We start from the raw sequence: 22,394 nt of genomic DNA, 5'->3' as shown, positions 1-22,394 counted from the left end.
TCATTTTGTAGTTTAACTACAGTCGCTCCATCACCTTAGCAGCACAGGGAGAACAAATAGTCCAGCGTTCCAGTTCCCCTGGTGGGGATGGACACTGACATTGGGGACACAAAGGTAAATGACTATCCTGGACTTGTTTAGTCCTGAACCAGTTTTCAAAAACCATTTTAACTGAAACCACTGGTTGAGCAATTTGACTAGTATAATTAATATTATTGCTCTGTGCTAAATAGCTGGGATGTTCTTGTCCACAGACAGTTTCTTGTGTTTGGTTTTGTGCTATTTCATTCCATTGTGCAGTTGAGAATCGAATATCTGTTAAAGCAGGAATTTGCAATTGGCTTAACCGCTGATTTAACTTCAATAGGATGGCATAGCGTCCAAAAGTTAAATTTTGTGACCAAGCAGCACTGGAAGTTGCTACCCACAAAACATGACGCCGTATGGACAGGGGACGAGTTTCCCGAGAGACTTTCACACCAACAACCTCCGGCCAAAAATTAAGTAACTTGAGCAAAGGTTCTTCTTGACACCTGGACTCTATTTGGAGAATCCCTAGAATTTGATTAACGGATTTTAACGACATCTAGAATTAAAGATCTTGCTTTATGATTTTTGACGATTTTTTTGCCCGTTTTACTGATACAGTTGACTATACGGTACAAATCCCAGTGTAAATTTCATAATCTAAATTTCAAGGTGTGGTGTCGAATGAGTCAGAATACCAGAACCAATTCTCATAACCCATTCCCCAAGACTTCCAGGCTTAATCCCATCCTGGCCACAGCACTCAAAAACTTGGAGGTGCGACTAGATGAGGAATTGGTTAGATACAGACGCACCCGTTATAGTGCTCGACCGGTTGATGATAAATATATCACCTCCAATAGTGTAGAGTTAAAAGTCCCATCCGGGGAAGAGGGTGATCCTTTATCAAATCGTTTTTCCCCAGACTCCACCCTAGTTTATTCTCAAGGTGGGAGTTATACGGACACAACCACAAGCTTTCCACCAGAACAAGAAATTTTCGATTCCCCATCTTTGGAGGAAGAATCAGCCTTCCAAGCTCCACCAAAAAAGTTAAACAAAAAGAATTTCAATAAAAACAATAAAAAGAAGTCTAATCGCAGTAAGGGTGGGTTGCTCTCACCCTTGGGTGTTTTTTCTATTTTTCTCATGCTCTTGACCAGCTTAGGTTTCGGTTATGTGCTATTTAATTTACGTAGTCTTTCTAAATTGAGTTTAAGTAAGTTTAACCCATTTAACACTAATCCAGAGATTTCCAGCTCTAACACCTCTGAGAATACAAACAGTCCTGCAGTGAACAATCAGTCTTCAATTGGTTCACAATCACTTACTTCTGTTCCTCAACTTCCTAGGGTGTCCCAGAGAAAAAGTGCAAACAATGGTCAATTACCATCCCCGAGCCAACCTGATTCCCCAGTCAACCAGGTTTCTGGCGTGAAAACCCCTCCAAAATCCACTAATCTTCCTGTTTCTCTCCAATCTAGGTCTATTAGAAATTCTACCCGCCAAAATACATCCTCTCGATCTGGCTTAGGAGTTTCATCTAGTAATCCATCCACCCCCCGATCCAATACCCAATTTGCTAGTATTGGTGAGGGAAGAATTAAACGACGAATCAAACAGGAAGTCCCCAGGCAAAACTTACAGCTAGGAGAGGGTTCTAATGCAGCAGCACAAGCGGTCAATAATCCCTATTATTATCTGATAACCGATAATGAGAGTGATACTATCTTGAGTGCAGCTAAGGAGGTTGTCCCCGATGCTTATTTGTCACCTAATCAAAAGTACATCTATCTGGGCGCATTCCTAACTCCAGAGGAAGCAAAACAAAGGTTACAGCAACTAGAAGCTAAGGGAATTAAGGCTCGCTTACGAAATTAATCTTTTCTCTCTTACTGGAGTTATCTTGATATTTATTTTTACACAAGCTCTTGACCTCAATAAAGCAGCTTTGTAAACTTGTTGATAAAGCCATTGTCTTCCAAATAAAAAACACACAAGCAGGAAAAAATTATGGGATTATTTGATAGGTTAAAAAGAGTAGTTAGTGCCAATCTGAATGATTTAGTCAATAAAGCGGAAGATCCAGAAAAAATGCTGGAACAGGCCGTCTTGGAAATGCAGGAAGACCTGGTGGAACTTCGTCAAGGGGTGGCACAAGCTATTGCTGCCCAAAAACGCACGGAAAAGCAATATAATGATGCTGTTAGTGAAGTGAATAAGTGGCAGCGCAATGCCCAGTTGGCTGTACAAAAAGGAGATGAGAACCTGGCACGTCAGGCTTTAGAAAGGAAGAAAAGTGCTAATGAAACCTCTATAGCTCTCAAAACTAGTTTAGACCAGCAGACTAATCAGGTAGACACTCTTAAAAAAAACCTGATCCAATTGGAAAGCAAAATTGCTGAGTACAAAAACAAAAAGGACATGCTCAGGGCGCGAATTACTGCCGCTAAAGCTCAAGAACAGATTGGCTCGATGGTTACTAATATGAATAGTAATAGTGCTATGGCTGCTTTTGAGCGAATGGAAGAGAAAGTTCTCATGCAAGAGGCTCGTGCCCAGTCTACAGCAGAATTAGTGGGTGCGGATTTAGATAGTCAATTTGCTCGTCTGGAAGGTAGTAGTGATATTGATGATGAATTGGCAGCTTTGAAAGCCAGTATACTATCACCAGCTCCTACACCTAAAGGAGAATTACCTCCTGCTGAATCTAGCAGTAGTTCCCAAAAGGATCAAAGCAAATCCGCTGAACCCGTAGATGCTGAATTGGAAGAGCTGAGAAAACAACTGGATAAATTATAATTGACTTTCCCCATCTGACTTTTCGGGTAGTAATGACCAGTTTAGAGTAAACTGGTCCGTAGGTTAACTTGTAAATAATGGCATGGAGAACTTTATGAGTAAGGGTGTAATAACTATCACTGATGCTGAATTTGCATCGGAGGTTCTAGCTGCTGATCAGCCAGTATTAGTCTACTTTTGGGCTCCCTGGTGTGGTCCTTGTAAATTGATGACTGGATTGATGAATCTAGCTGCGGAAAAATATAGCGATCGCCTGAAAATTGTCAAGATGGAGGTGGATCCAAATCCGGATAGCGTCAAAACCTATCAGGTAGAAGGTGTACCTGCATTGAGACTGATTGCATCTAAAAAATTAAAAGCTTCTACGGAGGGGGTGATCGGGAAGGAAAAACTTCTTGGTTGGTTGAATGAGAATTTAGATAATTAACCGCTCCGTTGTTTTTTGTTAGTTCGGTTATTGCCATGTCCAAAAATAAAATCCGATTTGCACAACGTTTACAACCTTTACAGTCTAATGTATTTTCGGATATGGATACAGCTAAGTCTTTAGCTATAGCTGCGGGACAAAAGTTAATTGATTTATCCCTAGGATCTTCTGATTTACCAGCAGAAAATCATGTGATCCAGGCGATCGCCCAGTCCCTGCATGATCCTGGAACTCACGGTTATTTACTGTTTAAAGGTACTCAAAGATTCCGTCAAGTAGCAGCTGAGTGGTATGAACAGAAGTTTGGTATTCCCATAGACCCAGAAACAGAGGTTTTACCATTAATTGGCTCCCAGGAAGGAACTGCGCATTTACCCCTAGCAATTCTTAATCCTGGAGATTTTGCCCTATTGTTGGATCCGGGTTATCCTTCCCACGCGGGTGGAGTGTATTTAGCTAGTGGGCAAATCTATCCCATACCATTAACGCCAACAAATAACTTTTTACCCGTACTAACTGATATTCCCCCAGCAATTGTCAGTCAGTCTAAAATGATGGTTCTAAGTTATCCTCACAATCCCACAGGTGCGATCGCCCCTTTATCCTTTTTTAAGGAGGCTGTGGAATTTTGTCAACAGCATAATATTGTCCTAGTACATGATTTTCCCTATGTGGATTTAGTCTTTACCCAGGGAGAAACAAATGATTCCCAATCTTTAGCTCCTTCAATTTTCCAAGCAGATCCAGAGAAAACCATCAGTATAGAATTCTTTACCTTATCTAAATCCTATAGTATGGGTGGTTTCCGCATTGGTTATGCCATTGGAAATGCTCAATTAATTCAAGCTTTAAAGCAAATAAAGTCGAGTATAGATTTCAATCAATATTTAGGCATTTTAAATGGAGCGATCGCCGCCTTAACTGGTGACCAAGAAAGTGTTAAAAAAACGGTTGACATTTTTCGGCAAAGGCGAGATGGATTTATCAAAAGTCTACATAATAAGGGCTGGGAAGTAGAGATTCCAAAAGCCACCATGTATATTTGGGCAAAACTACCTAACAGATGGAGTAACAATTCAATTAAATTTTGTACGGAATTAGTACAAGCAACAGGGGTAGCTGTTGCTCCTGGGGTAGGGTTTGGTCGAGGTGGGGAAGGATATGTACGTTTTGCATTAGTACAAGAAATGGATATATTGGAGAATGCAGTAGAGAAGATTGCCAACTTTTTAATGTAGTTTCGCCACCATTTCAGCACGAGCAGAAACACCCAACTTCTTAAACATTCTTTTAAGTGACTGCTTAACCGTGTTTTGACTAATCCAAAGTTGGCTGGCAATTTCCCCATTTGTTAACCCCTGAGCAACTAATTTGGCAATTTCTAACTCCCTAGCAGTTAGAGGACATTCAGTAATGGGTTTAACCATATTCCACTTAGCTTGGAGAGTGGCGATTTTTGCTGATAAATGGATACATAAAGCACTTAAATCAGCCAAATCATTATTGTTAAAGGGAGGACTACCAGGATCTCGGGCAAAATTAAGAGTTCCCACCAGTCTACCATCACAAACTATGGGGCCTGTCATCACGTGTTCATGGCGAGTACAAAAATTTTTCCAGTCTTCTGGAGCCAAGACTAACAGTTCATGGGTAGGTGCATGACGTTCTACAACATAACTTCCTACAGGATTGGCCTCCAAACAAACCGCAGGAATTTCTGGAATTTCCATTCCCGTCAAGAACTGGTGTTCTCTAAAGGAAATACCCCAATGGTGCACACCAAAATGTAAGCTGATAGTTTCCATAAGAGCTTGTTGTAATTCCTGCTCAGTTTCAACATGGGCTATTGCTTCAAAAATAGAGTGGAGTGTTTTAGCCATAAAAGTACCCAGTTGGGGACTATGCGAACCTAAAGATTAACTATATTCTAATATTATAAATCACAAAAAGCTATTATCAGCCAGAGGACAAGCATCATGACAGTCACTCAAATCTCTGCCCAAGAACTTTTCCGGGCTGCATATCAAAATCGTTATACCTGGGATGAAAATTTCCCCGGTTACACAGCAGATATCACTTATAAATATGAGGGTCAGGAATTCACTGGCAAAATTCGTATTGATGCCAATTTCAAATGGGAAGTTACCCAAGTAGAAGATGAAGCTGCCAAAAAGGCAATTGACAGTCAAACTTGGGAAATTGCTGTCCATCGCGTAAGGCGCACGTTTGCCCAAACACATGGAGAAAATACCTTTACCTATGGTGGGAAGGATTCCACTGGTGCGGTAGAAATTATTGTTGGCGGAAAATCAGCTGGTGATAAATATAAAGTTCGCAATGATGTAGTTACTCTTGTTCACCGTCATATTCATGGAGTTGTTGTGACTATTAACACTTTCAGTATTCACGAAACGGAAGCGGGATATCTATCTCATACTTATGATTCTGTGTATCACGATCCCAAGACTGGAGAGCAAAAAGGTGGTCGTAGTGAGTTCACGGATGAATATGAAAAAGTAGGCAATTATTACATTCTCAACCGTCGAGAAATCCGCACAGAAACCCCAGCAGGTATGTCAATTCAAGAATTTGTTTTCGCTAATCTGGAGTTACTGGGTTAGACGGGAATTTATGAGCTTGTGGCCGTGGTAAATTGCGGCCCACCCCTATCCTACCCTTTGAGAATCTAAATATTTAGATAATAAACCAATAAAAACTCCGGGGGTTTCTAAATGGGGTAAAATGCCTGTATCAAGCACCTGCTGAAAATCTTTAATTGCCATTTTATTTAAACTGGCTAATCTCCTCCCTAAACTAACATTAGTAAACTGGGCCTGTTCACCCCAAAAAAATATGGTAGGCACTTGTAATTGAGGAATATATAAACTCAGATCAAAATAAAGATTCCCCTTCAAGAATGATAAGGCTGAATATTTACCATCTCTCTTTTGTGCAGAAGTTAAATAGGCCTGCACTATCTCTTGTGACAATCTTTGTGATTTGACAAATAGGAAGTTCTTTAGAAAATTGGTTACAGCTAGTTCATTTTCTGCGCCCAACCCATAAATCAAACTGTCAACAAAGGGTAAGTTAATCACTGGAAGCGGTAATCTCCTACTCGCACCTTGACCAAAATCATTAAAACCCGCAGGACAAACTAAAAATAACTGCTCAAAGGTTTGTGGTTCGGAAATTGCAATGCGAATCATCAAAGCTGCTGTTAAGGACGAAGCAACTACCGTTACAGTATCCGCACAAGTCTGGTGAATAAACTCCTTAATGGTGGTCAAATAATCAACAATTTGATAGTCTCTGACAGGATGATCGGAATCTCCCCAACCAATTAAATCTGGTGCCAAAATGCGATATTTATGGGCAAAAGCTGGATAAACCTTAGACCACTCAAAAGCAGAAGCACCACCGCCAAAGTTGTGCAAAAATAGCAAGGGTGGTAATTTGTCACTTCCCCCAATATCCCAGGGTTCACTGGTCTGGGTATAGTAGACCATTCTACCTAAAGAAGTGTCAACTTGTTTTTTACCAAAGCCACACGGATGGAATTCTAACATAGACCGTTATCTCCTAAAATCAGTCTCGACTAATAGGTACAAGTTGATGCAGGTTATCACCATGAATATGGTAAGCTGCACCAAAACCAATTACAAATCTTCCTCCCGTTGGAGTCAGCTGAAAAACTCGAAAATCAGCCAATCCTTTCAAAACCTCTATAATTGTGCCAAATCTTGCCTGAAATTGATTGACTATTTCTTGCCATTTGCTCGATTCTCTTTCCAGTAAACTGGCTCTACAATCAAAATTTAAACGCCGACGGGCGAAAATATTAGGACTTTCACCCTCATCCTCAATAAATAAAACACTCACATCTGGACGAGACTCAATATTAATAGTATGAATGGATAAACCACTTACATATATGTAAATGTTTTTTAATTCATCCATAACAAAGGGAGCATAGCTAGCATTAGGAATCCCCTGGTCACTAACCGTAGCAATTATGATGCTAGAAAATTGCTGATGAAAGTCCTCATAGTCAGATTGAATTTTTGCCCAATCGCTCATAGATGTAGTCCTATCTATACTATTTATATGGGAGAAGAAATTGCCCGATTCCTGCAAGAGTAATCTAAAGTTGCCATCGGAAAGATCATGTAGTATGATACGGTATAAAGTATATAATACAGATAATAGAGTTGTTAATCATTATGAATGACAAAAAATCTAATCAATGGGATTTGTGTAGATTCCTTAAAACCCTTACTTATTTTGAGGTATTTCCCCTCCTGAACTGGATACAAAACATTCTACAAAATCGTCCTACAAACCAACAAGATCAACCAACAGGGAGAATACAAATGGGTGTAATTTTGGTAGCGGGTGCAACAGGTGGTGTAGGTAAAAGGGTGGTAAAAAAATTATTAACCCAAGGTTATAGGGTACGCTGTTTGGTCAGAGATATAGAGAAAGCAAGGGAAATTTTGGGCAATGAAGCAGATCTGGTGGTGGGAGATATTACAAAACCACAAAGTCTCAATGATTTAGTTATGAGTAATATTCAAGGTGTAGTTTGCTGTACAGCAGTGCGAGTACAACCGGTGGAGGGAGACACACCAGATAGGGCAAAATATAATCAGGGGGTGAAATTCTATCAACCAGAAATAGTAGGAGACACACCAGAAAATGTAGAATATAAAGGGGTGAAAAATTTAATATTAGCTGCCAAAAGATATTTACCAACCACCGGAGAAAAAATCATCTTTGATTTTACTCAACCATCATCAGATATCAAAAATATTTGGGGCGCCTTAGATGATGTGGTCATGGGTGGAGTTAGTTCCAGTAATTTTTACATATTAGAGAAAAGTGCAGTCTTTAATGGCAATGTTTCCACGGCAAATTCGGGAGGTTTTGCTTCCGTAAGAACTAAAAACTTTTCCCCTGCAATTAACCTATCCGGTTTTACGGGGATCAGATTAAGAGTTAAAGGTGATGGACAACGTTATAAAATACTTTTAAGAACAGAAACAACCTGGGATGGCATAGGTTATAGCTACTCCTTCGATACCATAGCAAATACATGGATAGATGTTAACATTCCCTTTGTCAATTTAGTGCCGGTTTTTAGGGCCAAAACCGTAAAAGACTGTCCCAAAATCGATGAAAGTAAAATTTGTTCCGTGCAATTAATGTTAAGTAAGTTTGAATATGATGGTGGGTTAAATCCTAAATTTACCCCCGGTGCATTTACCCTAGAATTAGAATCCATTCAGGCCTATGGTGGTGAAGGTGTATCCCAATTCGTATTGGTTAGTTCTGCAGGTGTAACCCGTCCAGGGAGACCGGGAATTAATTTAGAAGAAGAGCCACCCGCAGTGAGATTAAATGACCAATTAGGAGGAATTTTAACCTGGAAGTTAAAAGGAGAAGATAGTTTAAGAGACAGCCAAATACCTTATACAATTATTAGACCCTGTGCTTTAACAGAAGACAGGGGAGGAAAAGAATTAATAGTAGCCCAGGGTGATAATATTCGCGGTAAAATTAGTCGAGATGATGTGGCAGAAATTTGCCTTCAATCATTACAACAACCACAAGCCAAAAATATTACCTTTGAGGTAAAACAGGGCGAAAATAATGTTGTCTCTCTCAACTGGAGACAGTTGTTCTCCCAATTACAACCGGACAAGACTAGTCGCTAATAATATGCTATTTGTGGTTGATGGGACTCAGTATAGGGCGATCGCTCAATAATTACAGCGACCAAAGCTGTCTATTGTGTTGATTTTTTGTTAAAAATGGTTTATATATAAACCGGATTCGAGATCAGGACGACTTATAGAATGACCTCCGAACAGACAATTAGACGTTCCGATATATTAAATACCCAAGTCATCACCCGCGATAACGGCAAAAGGTTAGGTATCGTGAGTCAGGTGTGGGTAGACATTGACCAAAGAGAGGTTGTGGCCTTTGGATTACGAGATAGCCTGATTTCTATTTCTAGTCTACCTCGCCAAATGTATCTCAGTAGTATCAACCAGATCGGTGATGTGATTTTGGTTGATAATGAAGATGTCATTGAGGAGATTGACGTAGAAGCTCTCAGTAACTTGATTAACTGGGAAGTGATTACAGAAACTGGAGAAGTATTAGGTAGGGTAAGAAGCTTTAAGTTCAATGGTGAAAGTGGTAAAATATCCTCTATAGTTATCGCTTCCCTGGGATTACCCCAAATTCCAGAACAACTGTTAAGTACCTACGAAATTTCTATAGATGAAGTAGTCAGCACCGGGCCCAATAGACTGATTGTATTTGAGGGTGCGGAAGAAAGAGTTAACCAGTTGAGCGTGGGAGTTTTAGAACGTTTAGGTATTGGTAAAGCACCCTGGGAAAGAGACTCGGAGGAGGAATATGGTTATTCTGCACCGCGAGCTGTTTCTCCTGCTAACCAATTACCTAGTGGAGTACCGTTGGAACCACCTAAACCTAAGATTCGCACTCCCCAACCGATAGCGCGAGAACAAGAAGAGTGGAGTCCAGACTATGTAGAAGAGGAAATCAGACCTCAGCGCGAGGTTATGCAAGCCCGTGCCTACGAGTCTATACAATACGAGGAGGAAGAAGATAATTGGAGCGAAACAACTGACAAAGACGCCTATCAAACACCAGCTAGTCCAAAACCCACATCCCAACCTTACAGTAAAACCTATGGTCAACAGTATGAGGATGATGAGGACTTAGAAGGTGATGCTTGGTTAGATGTACCTAAACCGGTGAACATTCCCAAGAAGGTTAAGGAAAAACAGGTGGAATACGAGGAAGAAAGCTGACCAAAAGAATGGGAGACAAGCTCCGTCCTTATGGACGGATTCTCTTGTTCGCTGAAACTACAGAGTTTGCCATTTTTACTAAATCGCTTAAACTGCCCGCTTTTAATCCAATAGTGTACTGCACTCCTTTTTCTCTCCATGTCAGGTTAGCATCGGAGCAGTTAGCACCACATTTAAAATCTTCAAAATAAGCTTTTTTGTTATTGTTTAGGTTTAATTCTTTTCCTACAGGTTTGGGGGTATTACTACTAACTAGCTCTGCACTAATAGCACCAAAACGACAAGCTGTTCCCCCACTACAATCGGGAGTGAATCCTAGTAGGATTTGGTATTTGTTTTTGGTTACCGTTTCCACAATTGAGTAAAGTGGGGGCTCATTTTTCCCAATGGGAATATGGGTTGGTAATAGAATATTGATTTGGGTGGTTTTCTTTAATTTAGATAGAATTGGTTGAAAAACCGGATTAACCTGGGATTTTTTGCCCTGAATTGGCTGTTTTGCTATTATCTGGTGCTGGTAGATTCCTAGTGCTGGGGTGACTGTGATAAGGTTAGTACCGGTGAGCAGTACAAACACGGTACATAATGGACTAATATGCTTGATTGGAAATTTGGAATTCATCATGGTTATTATGTCTATACTCTACTGAATCTTTTGTTGATGTGGAGAAGTCAATATTATAGTTTTAATGCACACCACAAAATGGGTCTCGTTCCCTATCGATTTCATTGGGTTGTAATTCCAATTCACTATAGTAAACACATCCTGGTTGTTGTAAAGATTCCAGACTATGGGATATCCAATAGGGAACTGCTCCTGGGTGCATTCTTAATATTCCCTTACTATCTAGGGTGACATAGTATTGACAAGGGTAATCCGTAGAGATTTCTGGTTTGCTAAGGGATCCAATACGGATCCATTTTTTAGTTTTGGTCAAACTATCGGTTTGACAGATATAGAAATTATGTTGACCATTTTGGGGAAATGGTGGTAAAGGACTACTAATTAATCCCTTTCCAGTTTCTTTGCTTCCATCTTGTAAGTAATGAAACGTTTCTAATATCTGATTTTGACTGTTGTCAACTGCAAAGACTAAATGATAGGCATCCGGTTGATCCACTGTAGCAGATTCTAGGACATTGATAGCAATATCACCATCTTTTAAATTTTCATAATCGCCTATAAGGGCAATATTCCATTTTAATTTTCCATCAACAAATATATCAGAACCAGTTGAATGGGAGTCAATGACAGAATTGATATCAATTCCTGGCACATCTATTAAATAATGGGGACTACCTTGACAGAGTAAAACAGTAAATTGGAGAGTTTGGTCAATTTCAAATTGGACTTGAATTTTTTTGAGAAATTCAGCTTCTTCCATCCTCAAATTTTCCATGAGAGTTTTACCATCAAAACTACCCCAAAGACGTAATTCCCCATCTTGGTAATCTTGACGATAGATGATATTAGTTAATTGAATACCTTGCCAAGTTGTTCTTACTTTAGCGACACTTTCCCAAGGGATAAGTTGATAGAGTTCTTGTCCAGCATTAAAAATAGATAATAATTCCTGAGTTTGGGTTTTGCGCTTGAAGTTGCAGGGTAAATAATAAAATAGATTTTTCACATCTATTTCCAGCTGATTTGCTCCCTTGCGCAGTAAACTTTTAGAAGCTTCCGGATCAAATCTTAACCTTCTTAATTTTTCCGCGTAACAAGCACCAGCAGAAGTTGCTAATTTAGTAAATTCTAGGACAAAAGTAATCCGTTCGGGATTCCAGATAAAGTAGGGAGATTTGCTAAATTCTTGGTAAATTTGGGTTTTCACCAAATCCAGATTACAAGTTTTACCTGAGAGAATTAACCAATCTACCTTTTCATCTCCATTTAAACGACTTTCCATCAGTCCTTTGGCGATTCCTATGGCTTCTCTAATACTAGAAATAGCACAACGTTGAAATTGTTGGGCGTTTATAGTTAGGTAAATAGAATCAGCACCAACCAGTTGAAATTTCACACCACTTTGTAAAAGCAACTCGCTAATTTCTTGCTCATTGAGGGTAAAGGTTAATAAACTATCTTCAGCTCCTTTCTCCCCTAATTTTAATTTGGCGGATTCTGCATATTCCCACAGAGTATAGAAGGTTTGGAGACGTTGAGGAGCTTGTTGCCATCGAGTTGGTAAGACTTTTTCAGCGGTGTCTAAAGCGTCTTTGAAAGCAACATCCCCTTCTGGATTCTCTTTGTCCACACATTTTAATAAACTGCCACTTTTAAATTTGCTCTCTTGTAAAAAGCGCTCGTTGAGTTCTGAATTAATTAAGTCCTCTAGCTTATCACTGGTTATATCGCCATCGGTAACCGCTGTTAATAAAAAATCAGCCAGGGCAATTTTTAACAATCGAAAAACTCGTAAGGTGATTAATTCCCCACCTAATTGTAAATGTCCTGAAGAACCCAATAATTTTGGTGTCAGTTTATAATAACGTCCTCCCAAACCTCTATCCTCACTATTGGCAAAAACAGGAGTTTTATCTTCTAGGGTGAGTTTGATTAATGCTAGGTCGGTCGTACCCCCACCAATGTCCAATACCAGAACATTTTGGGACCAGTTATTTTTTTCCTGACGACAACGGGTTTTAAATGATTCAATACCAATATTCAAATTACCACCAAATTCTCGCCATAAAAAGAATATGGCTACGGAAACAGCTTCGTCATAGGCCGTTTGCACATCATCTAACCCTAATTCCTCTACTAGTGCTTTAATCTCCTTTCGCACCACCGGAGGAGCAACTGTGGGATAGGTGACCACCGCTGTCAAAAAGTCCCCTTGAGAAAATCTTCTACCTGCACGTTGACGATAGTCTTCAGTTAATTCAATTAGGTGTCCCCACGCTGCTTGAATTAATTGGTGAACTTCAATGTTATTATTTTCTAGATCATTTTTTTCTCCCTCATTTATCACCACAGGAAAAGTCCGATTTTGCCCAAAATATCTTTTTGGTGAATGATGAAATCTACTAATAATATCTTTAAGTGAATTAATTGTACCCTGGGCGATCGCCTTTTTGCGGTTATCTCTTGCAGCTCTACCCATTTGCAATTTCAATGGTTGTATTTTACAGATTTCTATTTCACTAGGAATTTCTGTTTGTCTTCTATTAAAATCCAAAACCACTGGAATCAAATTTTGCGACTCTAGGGTAGGAACGCGAAAAACCTCATGATATATTTGATAGAGTTTTTTACTGACAGCGCGACGAAATCTTTCACTGTTTCCCAAACATAGTTCAATTTGACGAAGAGCTTCTAGAAATTTGTCTTTATGGTCGTTTTCAAAAATTTCCCCTATTGTTTCTGGTGGAATTTCCAAATTCCTACCCAGATTGACCAGGAATTTTTCCCATTCGTTCCCACCAATATCTGGTAGAGCTAAATGGGGAGGTGAGTTTAACCATTCCCCTAACCGCTGACGCAGTCTTACTTCTTGTTCTCTGGGTAGGGTTTCTGCAATTGGTACTTCAATAGGGTCAAACATCGTTACTGTAGAGTTAGAAGTGCCAAAATCTACTGCCAACCAGCCTGGAAATCTCTTGTTAGAGTCTTCATTTAGTTTTTCACTTAGTTTCTGACTTAATCGGTTAAGGTAAGTGTCTAGTTCAAAATTGTTCATAGTTTATTTGTTATTGGTTTTTATTGTCACTACAGGTAAAACTACTTTAAGTGTACTCATAGATATGTTGCTGGTCAATAGATGCAATATCACTAAGAATTTCCAACCAGGTAGGTATGGTCAATTCTAAGGTTGTGTCTCCAGCAGCAATATATCTAAGTAGTTCTTCTTTTTTCAATAAGTTTTGCAAACTGGGGATGATTTGATCTAAGATTCCCTCCAATTCTAAATTTATCTGTCGGTTTACTTCGCTCACATATTGAATCAAATGTAAACTAGCACTAGTAATAATTTCATCTCTTAATCGTAAAATAAAAACTTGGTGATTTGTACTGCTAGACAAATATTGACTTCTTTCCACAGACCAATCAAATACTTGTCCTGTATCATGCTTCTCATCCTGTTTGGCTAGGGGAAATATATTTTCCGGTATTATGGGTTTATCTTGATTCTCTATTTCCTCAATAATTGCCTCCTTCCATTGATTTGGTTTTGATGCTAACAACAGTCTATAGAATAGGTCTGCTGCTTCTGCTCCAAACTTATCTTCCATCAATTCTTCCAGTTCGGGATTGAGGGCTAATTTTTCTGACTCCAAATTGATGGTATTAGTTAATTTGACCAATAAATCTATTACAGATTGCCTAATACAATCTCTAGCAAATTTTTCCATATCTTTAATAGTTTGGGCAAAAACGGGATAGAAATCATCACTTTTCGTGGGCAATGTATTATTAACCTTGGTTCCACGATCTGCACGATCAAATAATTTCCCCGCCGCACCTTTAGATTCTACCAAGGCAATTCTACCACCTTGCAATTTATTAAATAATAAAGTCCACTGATTCCAGCTGAGAATTTGATAAGTTAATTCATCTTTGATAAGACTACTAACTACTAAACCACGTCTATCTTTTAGAGGTTCCTTACCCAAATCCCTACGAAAATTACGGTAGACTTTATCCAAACTCTCAATAGCCAATCGCAAATCAACTAGGGCTTGACTATCAGCAGCAGGTACGCCCTGGGCCTGAATTTCAGCCACAATATCTTTCAATTGTTCCTGTTGTTGACGAATAAGATCCGCCCCTCTGCGAGTATCTTCATATAACTGTTTTAACCCATGGGTATTCACATGATTTTGAATCAATTCCCTTAACTTGCTCACACCTCCATCCCGAGCAAAATAATCCAATTGTCTACCCAAAATACTGCGGGAATCCTGGCTTAATAATTTCTGGCTTAACCTCCCCCATTTTTCTTGTAATTTTTTTGGTCGTTCCAGATAATCGGGATAATCTATATTTGCCAAAAATTCATCTGAACCAGCTTTCACCTTAGTTGAACGTTTGGATAATTCCGCTAACCCCAACAATGGCGATAATAGAACAATTCTGTCATCTTCACTGGTAAAAGCTCTCCCACTATCAATAATAGTTTCCAAAATTTTTAAATTTTCTAAAACTACTTCAGTTTCTAAAGCTTTATCATGGTATTCTTCAGCAATTAGACTGTCTAAAATCCTTTCCCCCCCTTCATTCTCTAAAGGTAATTGATCGAAACGTCCTACCCCTACCAAAATTAAATCCTTTAAATCTTGACCTGGACGCTGTTGCTGCATCATCGTAAATATCTTATTGGCGCGATCGCTCCCTGGGGATTTGCCATTTAATAGCACCAAAATAGTTTGTACCTGAGCTAATTCTCGTAAAGAAAGAAAAGTATCTCTAGCACCGGAATTGGCTGCACCCAACCCAGGAAAATCCAACAGAACAAATTCTTCTGCTCCGGTCAAATCCCAAATTTCCCTAGATATTTTCACCTGAATATCCACTCTCCGAATCAAGGGAAAACTATTTTGTAATAATTGGGATGGCAAAATTTGTGGCGCTTTGGGCAATCTAATATGAGCTGGAGGTAAATCCTCAAATCGTAACGTTTGAATTGCCATAGGCAATTCAACTAACTGTAGACCATTTTTGGCAGTTTTGGCATCAATAGTATAGGTTTTATCACATAGAGATTCACCATAAGCTTGATAAGAACGTAAAAATAATACTAACTCTCGTAATAAATAGCGCAGTTCCAAATTATTAGAGCTTTGCCAAGCTTCTTCACACCAGGAAGAAATATCCTTACCAGTTTTAATTTTACCAACCTGTAAAGGTGGTAACCCAGCAGCAACCGCACGGCGATTGGCTTCCGATAACATAAAATGTAAACATTCGTTCACACCCTCATGAGATAAATACTCAACACTATAACTAGTTACTTGAGTAGTACTAAAATTCTCCTGTAGTTGAATATGAATAGCAGTGACATTTCCCGTCGTAGGATTTTCACTAACTGGTAGAGCATCCGCATAACCAATTAAACTACCCAACAACAAACTTTTGCCACTGCTAAACTCGCCCATGACACCAATTTTCACAGGAGAGTTAGCCATTTCCACTGTTTTTTCAGCAGCACCTCGTAACTGCAGTAAACATTCATCTAAACGGGAGGGAATCCAATCTTCCTGCTCAGACAGATGGAGAGGTACAGAGTCAATTTTACGAAGGATAAATTCAGCGTAGTCTTGAAACCTGGTTAATTTGTCTAGTTCCATATTAGTCTTTTTAATCTGAGTGAAACTCTATTGAATTCGCGATTCCTCCCATTTTATCCATCTTACTGAAGTTTGGGAGGTCTTTTCCAACTTTCAGTTAAGGTTGAGGGTTTGGCGAGTTCTTGAACCGAGAAAGATGAACCCTATAGACATATTTTCCTTTGGATAGATTTCCCACATATACCTTGTACTCTCCAGGAGACCAAAATCCAGTCATTTCTGGTTGATTTCCGTCTGGTAACATACAGAAACGTCCACCCGGACCATCAACTAGTAATGTGGCTTTTTCTTCCCCTTCTAGTGTCAGTCTCAGATAGGGTATGGGTTCTTTGACCACAATAATTTGATTGGGTTGGCTAGGAATAAGGCCACAGTCCCTTTTAACTCTTGCTAGGGAATTACCACTAATAACTAGTGGATCCGGAGAAAGTTCCTGTTTAATCTCGATAACTCCCTGTTGTGCTATCACACCCTGGTTCCATGGCAAACCTATGAGGAGGTTAACTGTAAGAAAGGTTAGTAATTTTAGTGTTTTCATTTTCACCTGTGCATCCGTAAACACTTGGATAGAAATTTTGATTAATTTGACCAAACTACTCAAGTTTTGTTCCCGGTTTTACCGTTTTAGGTACATTATTAATTGAACTATCCTGATATAACACGGGACAAATGGAAAATCCTGACTATGGAGTGAGATTTTGTTGACCTTCTCCCCTATTCAATTGTAGATTTATATGTACATGTAAATTTACAGGGGCGATGATAAAACATCATGAGTTCTCAACCACAAGAAGAATGGAAACGTCGCATCCAAGAGTTAAAATCGGAAATTAATTCATTTTACTCTGATCGACCACAGGGTACACAACTGCGTCAAAACATTATTAATCAGGTAAATAGCTATTGGAATCAATATCAAACTTGGTTTCAAAGTTTATCTAGTATGAAAAAGGTCGCTGTTGCTGCCATTACTATCATATTATGTTTTCTAACCTTACAAACAGTATTTAGACTGTTAATTTCCATTATCAGTCTGGTGGTGTTGGGGGTGTTAGTATATCTTGGTTACAGGTTTTTACTTAACAAAAACTTATTCAATAAGCCTTAACCTATTTACTTCAAGTATAGTTCAACTATATACGAATTCGTCAATGGATAATCAATCTAGTCCGTCTCCTCAACCACAAAAAACCAAATCCCTAGCCCTACCAGCAAGACGTTTGCTCGCTTGGTTAGCAGAAATAACCTTAGTGACAGCTAGTGGAGTGATTCCCTTTAGTGTTGGGGCTTATATTAATTCCCAAACCGATTTACAAAGAACACCTTTAAATCCAGTTTTAGCAGGAATAGAAAGAGCGATCGCACAGCCATTGGCCCTACCAGTTAATTATGGCATTCGCAATGTAGCCAGTCCCACCAATTTTTTATGGAGTATAGGGTTGTTAACACCTATTACTCTTGCAGGTTGGCAATTATACTTATTAGCCACAACAGGTAGCACCCTTGTCAAAAAGAAGTTAGGAATCAAGGTAGTTAACAAAGAAGGAAAACCCCCCGGTGTTAAAGCCATTATCATTCGTGAGGGAATAGGGCGTTGGGGTATTCCAGCGAGTATAGCTTATGTGTTGTGGCGTTATAGTTTTGCCTTTCCTAACCTGGAACTATTTACATTTTTAGTTCTAGTAATGGTAATAGCAGAAAGTATAGGTATTAATTCTCGCAAACACCCTCGTGCCATCCATGATCAGTTAGCTGATACATACACCATAGATATTAATATAGCAATCCCTGGTAAACAACTAAGAGAAAGTTCCCCATCTCACCCCATCACCAATTTTACCTTTAACTTTCCCCCCAATCTGACTTTGATTGTAGCCGGTGCAACGGGTATGATAGCCCTATTATCAACTCTGGTAGGTACACAAATATATATTCAAAACCAAGCCAATCAAAGACAAACCCAGCTGGTAAACAATCAAAACTTCCTAGAACTGAGCAAACAAATTAACCCCCAGTCTGGTACTAGCATTGAGGAACGCCAACGAGCAATTCTTGCCATGGGTGGAGTTAACGATCTCCAGTCAATCAAGTATCTAGTAGATTTACTGACTAAAGAAACCGATTCCAGCATATTGAATACTATCCAACAAGCATTATCCAATATAGGAATCACATCCATACCGGAACTAAAACGGGTCAACCAGTTCATTGGCAAAGAAATCAAATCCGGTGCTATTTCTGGTAGTGTGGGGGAACAACTGTTAAACATCAACCAACAGACCATCAACAAAATATTAGCCATTTATAGTGGCAAAACTCACGACTTAGACTTAACAGGGATTCAATTAGGTCCGCAAAATGCCGAAGAAAATTCTCAATTTCAATTAGTGCTAGAAAATGTAGATTTATCCGGGTTGATATTTAAATCTGCCAATCTTAACCAATCTAGTTTTAAAGGCAGTCGTTTTCGCAGTGTAGGAGAAGATGGTCGTTGGGACACCTACGATGATATTATAGCCGACTTGAGTAAAGCCCAACTAAAAAGATCCAATCTATCCAACGCCAATCTCAGTCGAGTTTTAATGAGTCGTGTAGATCTAAGTCGTTCGGTGTTAAACAGAGCAAATCTAGCAAGTAGCAAGTTGATAGATGCCAACCTTAGCAGTGCCCAACTTGTAGGTTCAGATCTACAACAAGCGACCTTGCAAGATGCCGTTCTCACCGGAGCAGATATTAGCGGTGCACAGCTACAAGAAGCCGATTTATATGCTGCTCAATTGGCTCGGGTTTCTGCTATAGGATCCCAACTTTCCCATGCCAACTTAACTAAAACTAATTGGCAAGGTGCAGACCTCTCCGAATCTTATTTAAATCATGCCAACTTAAACAGTGCTAATTTTAGTGCTGCCAATCTTTCTGGTGCTATTTTGCGTTATGCTAACATGACTAACACAAACCTACGCAGTGCTGATATTAGTCGTGCTGATTTAAGAGGGGCAAATTTGGAAGGTACGGATTTTCAGGGAGCGATCTTATTTCCTGGTAAACAGGATCCTAAAGATAGATTTGTAGAAACCTCAGATCTTGGTTCCCAAGCAGCTATTGTTCAGGGTGTAGATTTTAGCAATGCTAAAAACTTAGATGTTCAACAATTAGCCTTCATTTGCACCAATGGAGGAATTCATCCTCGTTGTCCATAACTATAAGGAGTGTTAAACTGTTATGAAATGTACTCAACGCTTAGTTTCTCTTTTAGGTATTGGGTTGGTTTTTAGCTTATTGATGAATCAAAAACCCGCATTAGCGCAAGTAGCTTATGGTAGTTATGTGGGTGTAGGGCCAACGGTGGACACCCAAAACGGTCAAGTTGGTGGAATCTTAGCCTTTCGATATAAGTTATTAGAAGCTCCAGTTTCCTTCCGCACCCAAGCTCTAATTGGTAAAGGTACAGCAGTAGTGCCCACCGTTTCCTACGACATTCCCATTAATTGGCAAACTGATATTTACTTAGGAGCAGGTGTGGTTTTGACCAGTGGTGACACCCCTTCCCCCGTTGGTAATAAAATCAGTTTTGCCCTCCAACCCGGTATTGACTATGCCATACCCAATAGCAGTGCAGTAATTTTTGGTAACGCCATTATTGCCTTTGACGCTTACCGTAATAGTAGTTCCACAGCTGTTTCAGTACAAGGTGGTGTTGGTTTGAGATTTTAACTAACCTTTACCTATATTTATGATACGCGTTTTAATTCTTGGTGGTACCGGTGATGCCATAGAAATCACTAACAAAATAAATCAAATTCCGGAAATACAGGCGATCGCATCGTGGGCGGGTCGAACCAAGAATCCGGTTATGCCCCCTAACGTGCGCATTGGCGGTTTTGGGGGTGTACCTGGGTTAGTAGAATATTTACGGGAACAGAAAATTGATATTGTAATTGATGGGAGTCATCCGTTTGCGGATAGGATATCTTGGAATGCGGACACAGCAGCTAGAGAGGTAGGGATTCCCCGATTATTATTTCATCGTCCAGGTTGGGAAAAAGAATCGGGGGATAATTGGATTGAAGTAGAGAACAATAGGGAAGCTGCGGTCATTTTAGATAAGCAGAGAGTGAGTCACCAAGTTTTTAAAAACCAAATCAACCCAATCAAAAGAGTTTTTTTAACCATAGGTAGACAAGAAATAGGAGCTTTTGCTCATCTAGAGGAAATATGGTTTTTAATGCGAATGATTGATCCTCCAGAGGTAGATAGTAAGATTCCGCGTGGAGAGATATTATTCAATAGAGGACCCTTTGATTTGAGAGACGAAAGAGAGATTTGCACCCGATATAATATAGATGCGATCGTCAGTAAAAACAGTGGGGGGAGCGCCACCTACCCAAAAATTATAGCAGCAAGGGAGATGGGTATACCAGTGGTGATGGTAAAGCGTCCACCCCTACCACCTGGAGAACAGGTAACAGATGTGGAAGGTGTGATCAATTGGCTAATAGATAAAATAAGGTAGGGATATTTATTTGTATTAGAGAAATAATTTCTATAACTTGTTTTGTCATTAGAGTTACTGCTATGATGATCATCATAGCCAATGTGATTTTCCCACCGGGAATCAGGGACTGGTAAATAGAATTTGGTAGTTTTTGTCGTTGTTGCCAACTAACAATTGCGGGAATAATAGCACCCAAAATTGAAACAGTGAGGATCCCACTATATTCTATAGCTATAAAAAAGATGTAGGGGTTGATTGTGCCCAAACCCAGGGGTGGAAGCAGCACCAGAGAGAAAATAGGTAACCGGGAAATTTTCATCTGATTGAGACGGTAAAGATCCTGAAAGAAATCAATCAATCCATAGACAAAACCAATAAAGGATGTGACAATAGCAAATTCCGAGAACACAGTTAATATGATGGCCAAAACTTCTCCTGCTCCCCCTCCTTGTAAAACTTGTAAGGGATCGAAAATAGATCCGTTAGGTTGATTTATTTGCCAAAATTCAAAATTCACACTGCCCAAAATAACAGTATTCCAGCAAAGAAATAAAATTAGAGGAATACCAGAACCAATGATAATAGATTTTCTAATTTTGGGGATATCTCCTTCCAATTGAGTCACTACCACAGGAACAATATTCTGATAAAAAAGAGTCACACAAATAACTGAAATAGCACCACCCACAGCGGTCCAATTTTGGAACAAGAATAGAGAAGTTTTTATATGACCAACCCCCAAAAATAATATTCCCATAAAGGAAACAATCACAATTCCTACCAACACATTATTTAATTTTTCCACAAATTTCTCTTTCCCCCAATACAACATCCCTCCAAATAATATAGTAAAAGTTGTTGTACCTAACCAATGGGGTAAATCCTGATCTAAATTGCATATTTTGGCAAAAGTAGATATGAGGATATCTCCCCCTCGACTAATATATGCCACCAAAATAGCATAATGCTCAATTAAATAAGCAGCACCTGCTATTCTTGCTCCTAAATTACCCAATTTTTTTTCCACAATTGCCAAAAAACCAATGTGAGCAATTCCCTCCATACTCATCACATTTACAGTAATTTCTGCAATTAGTAACCCCGATAATAGGGTGTAGAGCCAAACCAGACAAATGGCAACATTAGAAGGTAATACACCTGAAGGTAGGGTAACTGCAGGTAGGGCAAGAATACCAGCACCAATGGTAGTTCCAGTGATTAAAGCTGTGCTACCTAAAAGGCTACCCGGTTGATGATTTAATCGCTCTCCATCAAATTTGAGGTGAGAAAACAATCGGGTGCTTTGGTCTGGGAAATTTTTTTCTGGCATATCACACGCTAATGGCAAGTTTTCAAAAACTTATTTTACTATCATTGTAATGTTATAAGTAGGCGAGTGGAATTAAATATAAGATGAACGTAGGTTGGGTTGAAGCATGAAACCCAACACCCCCATGGGTCTCGTTCCCCCCCACAAATAATTGCGCCCCCCCATACTACCCTTGCT

General features: G+C 39.4%; 20 protein-coding genes. 11 read left to right on the top strand and 9 right to left on the bottom strand.

What is annotated here, in order from left to right; genetic code table 11:
* Positions 1-16: 16 nt before the first annotated feature.
* Entirely contained in the window at positions 17-586 is a 570-nt protein-coding gene (locus ASL19_RS06515) for a DUF721 domain-containing protein (RefSeq protein WP_057177718.1), read from the bottom strand.
* Positions 587-711: 125 nt separating this feature from the next.
* On the opposite strand from ASL19_RS06515, the gene ASL19_RS06510 reads away from it, so the two are divergent.
* The 4 genes from ASL19_RS06510 to ASL19_RS06495 all read left to right on the top strand — a co-directional run bounded on the left by ASL19_RS06510 (position 712) and on the right by ASL19_RS06495 (position 4,494).
* Positions 712-1,908 carry a hypothetical protein gene (locus ASL19_RS06510; protein ID WP_057177717.1) on the top strand — a complete coding sequence of 399 codons (1,197 nt, stop codon included), beginning with the start codon at positions 712-714 and terminating at the stop codon, positions 1,906-1,908.
* 132 nt (positions 1,909-2,040) lie between these two features.
* A complete protein-coding gene (locus ASL19_RS06505) occupies positions 2,041-2,829 on the top strand; it encodes a PspA/IM30 family protein (protein ID WP_057177716.1) in 789 nt (262 codons plus the stop codon).
* A 94-nt stretch (positions 2,830-2,923) separates the two neighbouring features.
* Positions 2,924-3,256, top strand: coding sequence for a co-chaperone YbbN (locus tag ASL19_RS06500; protein WP_057177715.1), 333 nt, complete (start codon positions 2,924-2,926; stop codon positions 3,254-3,256).
* A gap of 35 nt (positions 3,257-3,291) precedes the next feature.
* Complete coding sequence (locus tag ASL19_RS06495; RefSeq protein WP_181407042.1) at positions 3,292-4,494, top strand: LL-diaminopimelate aminotransferase; 1,203 nt, start codon at positions 3,292-3,294, stop codon at positions 4,492-4,494.
* On the opposite strand, the gene ASL19_RS06490 is transcribed toward ASL19_RS06495, so the two are convergent.
* Positions 4,486-5,136, bottom strand: a complete 651-nt coding sequence (locus ASL19_RS06490; RefSeq protein WP_006275715.1) for a LuxR C-terminal-related transcriptional regulator — start codon at positions 5,134-5,136, stop codon at positions 4,486-4,488. The two genes, ASL19_RS06495 and ASL19_RS06490, sit on opposite strands and share 9 nt — an antisense overlap.
* A 96-nt stretch (positions 5,137-5,232) precedes the next feature.
* Between ASL19_RS06490 and ASL19_RS06485 the strand changes: the two genes are divergently transcribed.
* Positions 5,233-5,877, top strand: coding sequence for a DUF3386 domain-containing protein (locus tag ASL19_RS06485; RefSeq protein WP_006275716.1), 645 nt, complete (start codon positions 5,233-5,235; stop codon positions 5,875-5,877).
* 45 nt (positions 5,878-5,922) lie between these two features.
* Here ASL19_RS06485 and ASL19_RS06480 read toward each other — a convergent pair whose 3' ends face one another.
* Together ASL19_RS06480 and ASL19_RS06475 are read right to left on the bottom strand one after the other, a co-directional pair.
* Positions 5,923-6,825 carry an alpha/beta fold hydrolase gene (locus tag ASL19_RS06480; protein ID WP_057177714.1) on the bottom strand — a complete coding sequence of 301 codons (903 nt, stop codon included), beginning with the start codon at positions 6,823-6,825 and terminating at the stop codon, positions 5,923-5,925.
* A gap of 19 nt (positions 6,826-6,844) precedes the next feature.
* Entirely contained in the window at positions 6,845-7,336 is a 492-nt protein-coding gene (locus ASL19_RS06475; protein WP_057177713.1) for a HugZ family protein, read from the bottom strand.
* A gap of 143 nt (positions 7,337-7,479) precedes the next feature.
* Between ASL19_RS06475 and ASL19_RS06470 the strand changes: the two genes are divergently transcribed.
* The gene (locus ASL19_RS06470) at positions 7,480-8,973 is read left to right on the top strand and encodes a CIA30 family protein (protein ID WP_057177712.1); all 1,494 of its coding nucleotides are present in this window, start codon (positions 7,480-7,482) and stop codon (positions 8,971-8,973) included.
* Between the two features lie 141 nt (positions 8,974-9,114).
* Positions 9,115-10,104 carry a PRC-barrel domain-containing protein gene (locus ASL19_RS06465; protein ID WP_057177711.1) on the top strand — a complete coding sequence of 330 codons (990 nt, stop codon included), beginning with the start codon at positions 9,115-9,117 and terminating at the stop codon, positions 10,102-10,104.
* Between the two features lie 28 nt (positions 10,105-10,132).
* On the opposite strand, the gene ASL19_RS06460 is transcribed toward ASL19_RS06465, so the two are convergent.
* From ASL19_RS06460 to ASL19_RS06445, 4 genes are all read right to left on the bottom strand, one after another.
* Entirely contained in the window at positions 10,133-10,729 is a 597-nt protein-coding gene (locus tag ASL19_RS06460; RefSeq protein ID WP_235528943.1) for a hypothetical protein, read from the bottom strand.
* A gap of 61 nt (positions 10,730-10,790) precedes the next feature.
* Positions 10,791-13,784 (bottom strand): virulence factor SrfB, encoded by a 2,994-nt coding sequence (locus ASL19_RS06455; protein WP_057177709.1) that lies wholly within the window; start codon positions 13,782-13,784, stop codon positions 10,791-10,793.
* 46 nt (positions 13,785-13,830) lie between these two features.
* On the bottom strand, positions 13,831-16,392 hold the full coding sequence (locus ASL19_RS06450; RefSeq protein WP_057177708.1) for a dynamin family protein: 2,562 nt from the start codon (positions 16,390-16,392) through the stop codon (positions 13,831-13,833).
* Positions 16,393-16,489: 97 nt separating this feature from the next.
* Positions 16,490-16,930 (bottom strand): hypothetical protein, encoded by a 441-nt coding sequence (locus ASL19_RS06445; RefSeq protein ID WP_040007895.1) that lies wholly within the window; start codon positions 16,928-16,930, stop codon positions 16,490-16,492.
* 234 nt (positions 16,931-17,164) lie between these two features.
* Here ASL19_RS06445 and ASL19_RS06440 point away from each other — a divergent pair, with 234 nt between their 5' ends.
* The 4 genes from ASL19_RS06440 to ASL19_RS06425 are packed head-to-tail and all read left to right on the top strand — an operon-like array spanning position 17,165 to position 20,905.
* The gene (locus ASL19_RS06440; RefSeq protein WP_057177707.1) at positions 17,165-17,500 is read left to right on the top strand and encodes a hypothetical protein; all 336 of its coding nucleotides are present in this window, start codon (positions 17,165-17,167) and stop codon (positions 17,498-17,500) included.
* A 43-nt stretch (positions 17,501-17,543) separates the two neighbouring features.
* Positions 17,544-19,592, top strand: coding sequence for a pentapeptide repeat-containing protein (locus ASL19_RS06435; protein WP_006275727.1), 2,049 nt, complete (start codon positions 17,544-17,546; stop codon positions 19,590-19,592).
* Positions 19,593-19,614: 22 nt separating this feature from the next.
* Positions 19,615-20,106: a hypothetical protein gene (locus ASL19_RS06430; RefSeq protein ID WP_057177706.1), complete on the top strand. Its 492-nt coding sequence runs from the start codon at positions 19,615-19,617 to the stop codon at positions 20,104-20,106.
* A 19-nt stretch (positions 20,107-20,125) separates the two neighbouring features.
* Positions 20,126-20,905, top strand: coding sequence for a cobalt-precorrin-6A reductase (locus ASL19_RS06425; protein WP_057177705.1), 780 nt, complete (start codon positions 20,126-20,128; stop codon positions 20,903-20,905).
* Here ASL19_RS06425 and ASL19_RS06420 read toward each other — a convergent pair.
* On the bottom strand, positions 20,877-22,217 hold the full coding sequence (locus tag ASL19_RS06420; protein ID WP_200959809.1) for an amino acid permease: 1,341 nt from the start codon (positions 22,215-22,217) through the stop codon (positions 20,877-20,879). The two genes, ASL19_RS06425 and ASL19_RS06420, sit on opposite strands and share 29 nt — an antisense overlap.
* Between the last annotated feature and the right edge of the window lie 177 nt (positions 22,218-22,394).

Source organism: Cylindrospermopsis sp. CR12 (assembly GCF_001432185.1).
Classification (GTDB): Bacteria; Cyanobacteriota; Cyanobacteriia; order Cyanobacteriales; family Nostocaceae; genus Raphidiopsis; species Raphidiopsis raciborskii.
The sequence above is the reverse complement of the archived record's forward strand: the minus strand, read 5'-3'. Positions and strand labels throughout refer to the sequence as shown.

Coding starts and splice junctions, on each gene's coding strand:
- ASL19_RS06515 (WP_057177718.1), bottom strand. CDS start 586: ATGTCGTTAAAATCCGTTAATCAAATTCTAGGGATTCTCCAAATAGAG.
- ASL19_RS06510 (WP_057177717.1), top strand. CDS start 712: ATGAGTCAGAATACCAGAACCAATTCTCATAACCCATTCCCCAAGACT.
- ASL19_RS06505 (WP_057177716.1), top strand. CDS start 2,041: ATGGGATTATTTGATAGGTTAAAAAGAGTAGTTAGTGCCAATCTGAAT.
- ASL19_RS06500 (WP_057177715.1), top strand. CDS start 2,924: ATGAGTAAGGGTGTAATAACTATCACTGATGCTGAATTTGCATCGGAG.
- ASL19_RS06495 (WP_181407042.1), top strand. CDS start 3,292: ATGTCCAAAAATAAAATCCGATTTGCACAACGTTTACAACCTTTACAG.
- ASL19_RS06490 (WP_006275715.1), bottom strand. CDS start 5,136: ATGGCTAAAACACTCCACTCTATTTTTGAAGCAATAGCCCATGTTGAA.
- ASL19_RS06485 (WP_006275716.1), top strand. CDS start 5,233: ATGACAGTCACTCAAATCTCTGCCCAAGAACTTTTCCGGGCTGCATAT.
- ASL19_RS06480 (WP_057177714.1), bottom strand. CDS start 6,825: ATGTTAGAATTCCATCCGTGTGGCTTTGGTAAAAAACAAGTTGACACT.
- ASL19_RS06475 (WP_057177713.1), bottom strand. CDS start 7,336: ATGAGCGATTGGGCAAAAATTCAATCTGACTATGAGGACTTTCATCAG.
- ASL19_RS06470 (WP_057177712.1), top strand. CDS start 7,480: ATGAATGACAAAAAATCTAATCAATGGGATTTGTGTAGATTCCTTAAA.
- ASL19_RS06465 (WP_057177711.1), top strand. CDS start 9,115: ATGACCTCCGAACAGACAATTAGACGTTCCGATATATTAAATACCCAA.
- ASL19_RS06460 (WP_235528943.1), bottom strand. CDS start 10,729: ATGATGAATTCCAAATTTCCAATCAAGCATATTAGTCCATTATGTACC.
- ASL19_RS06455 (WP_057177709.1), bottom strand. CDS start 13,784: ATGAACAATTTTGAACTAGACACTTACCTTAACCGATTAAGTCAGAAA.
- ASL19_RS06450 (WP_057177708.1), bottom strand. CDS start 16,392: ATGGAACTAGACAAATTAACCAGGTTTCAAGACTACGCTGAATTTATC.
- ASL19_RS06445 (WP_040007895.1), bottom strand. CDS start 16,930: ATGAAAACACTAAAATTACTAACCTTTCTTACAGTTAACCTCCTCATA.
- ASL19_RS06440 (WP_057177707.1), top strand. CDS start 17,165: ATGAGTTCTCAACCACAAGAAGAATGGAAACGTCGCATCCAAGAGTTA.
- ASL19_RS06435 (WP_006275727.1), top strand. CDS start 17,544: ATGGATAATCAATCTAGTCCGTCTCCTCAACCACAAAAAACCAAATCC.
- ASL19_RS06430 (WP_057177706.1), top strand. CDS start 19,615: ATGAAATGTACTCAACGCTTAGTTTCTCTTTTAGGTATTGGGTTGGTT.
- ASL19_RS06425 (WP_057177705.1), top strand. CDS start 20,126: ATGATACGCGTTTTAATTCTTGGTGGTACCGGTGATGCCATAGAAATC.
- ASL19_RS06420 (WP_200959809.1), bottom strand. CDS start 22,217: ATGCCAGAAAAAAATTTCCCAGACCAAAGCACCCGATTGTTTTCTCAC.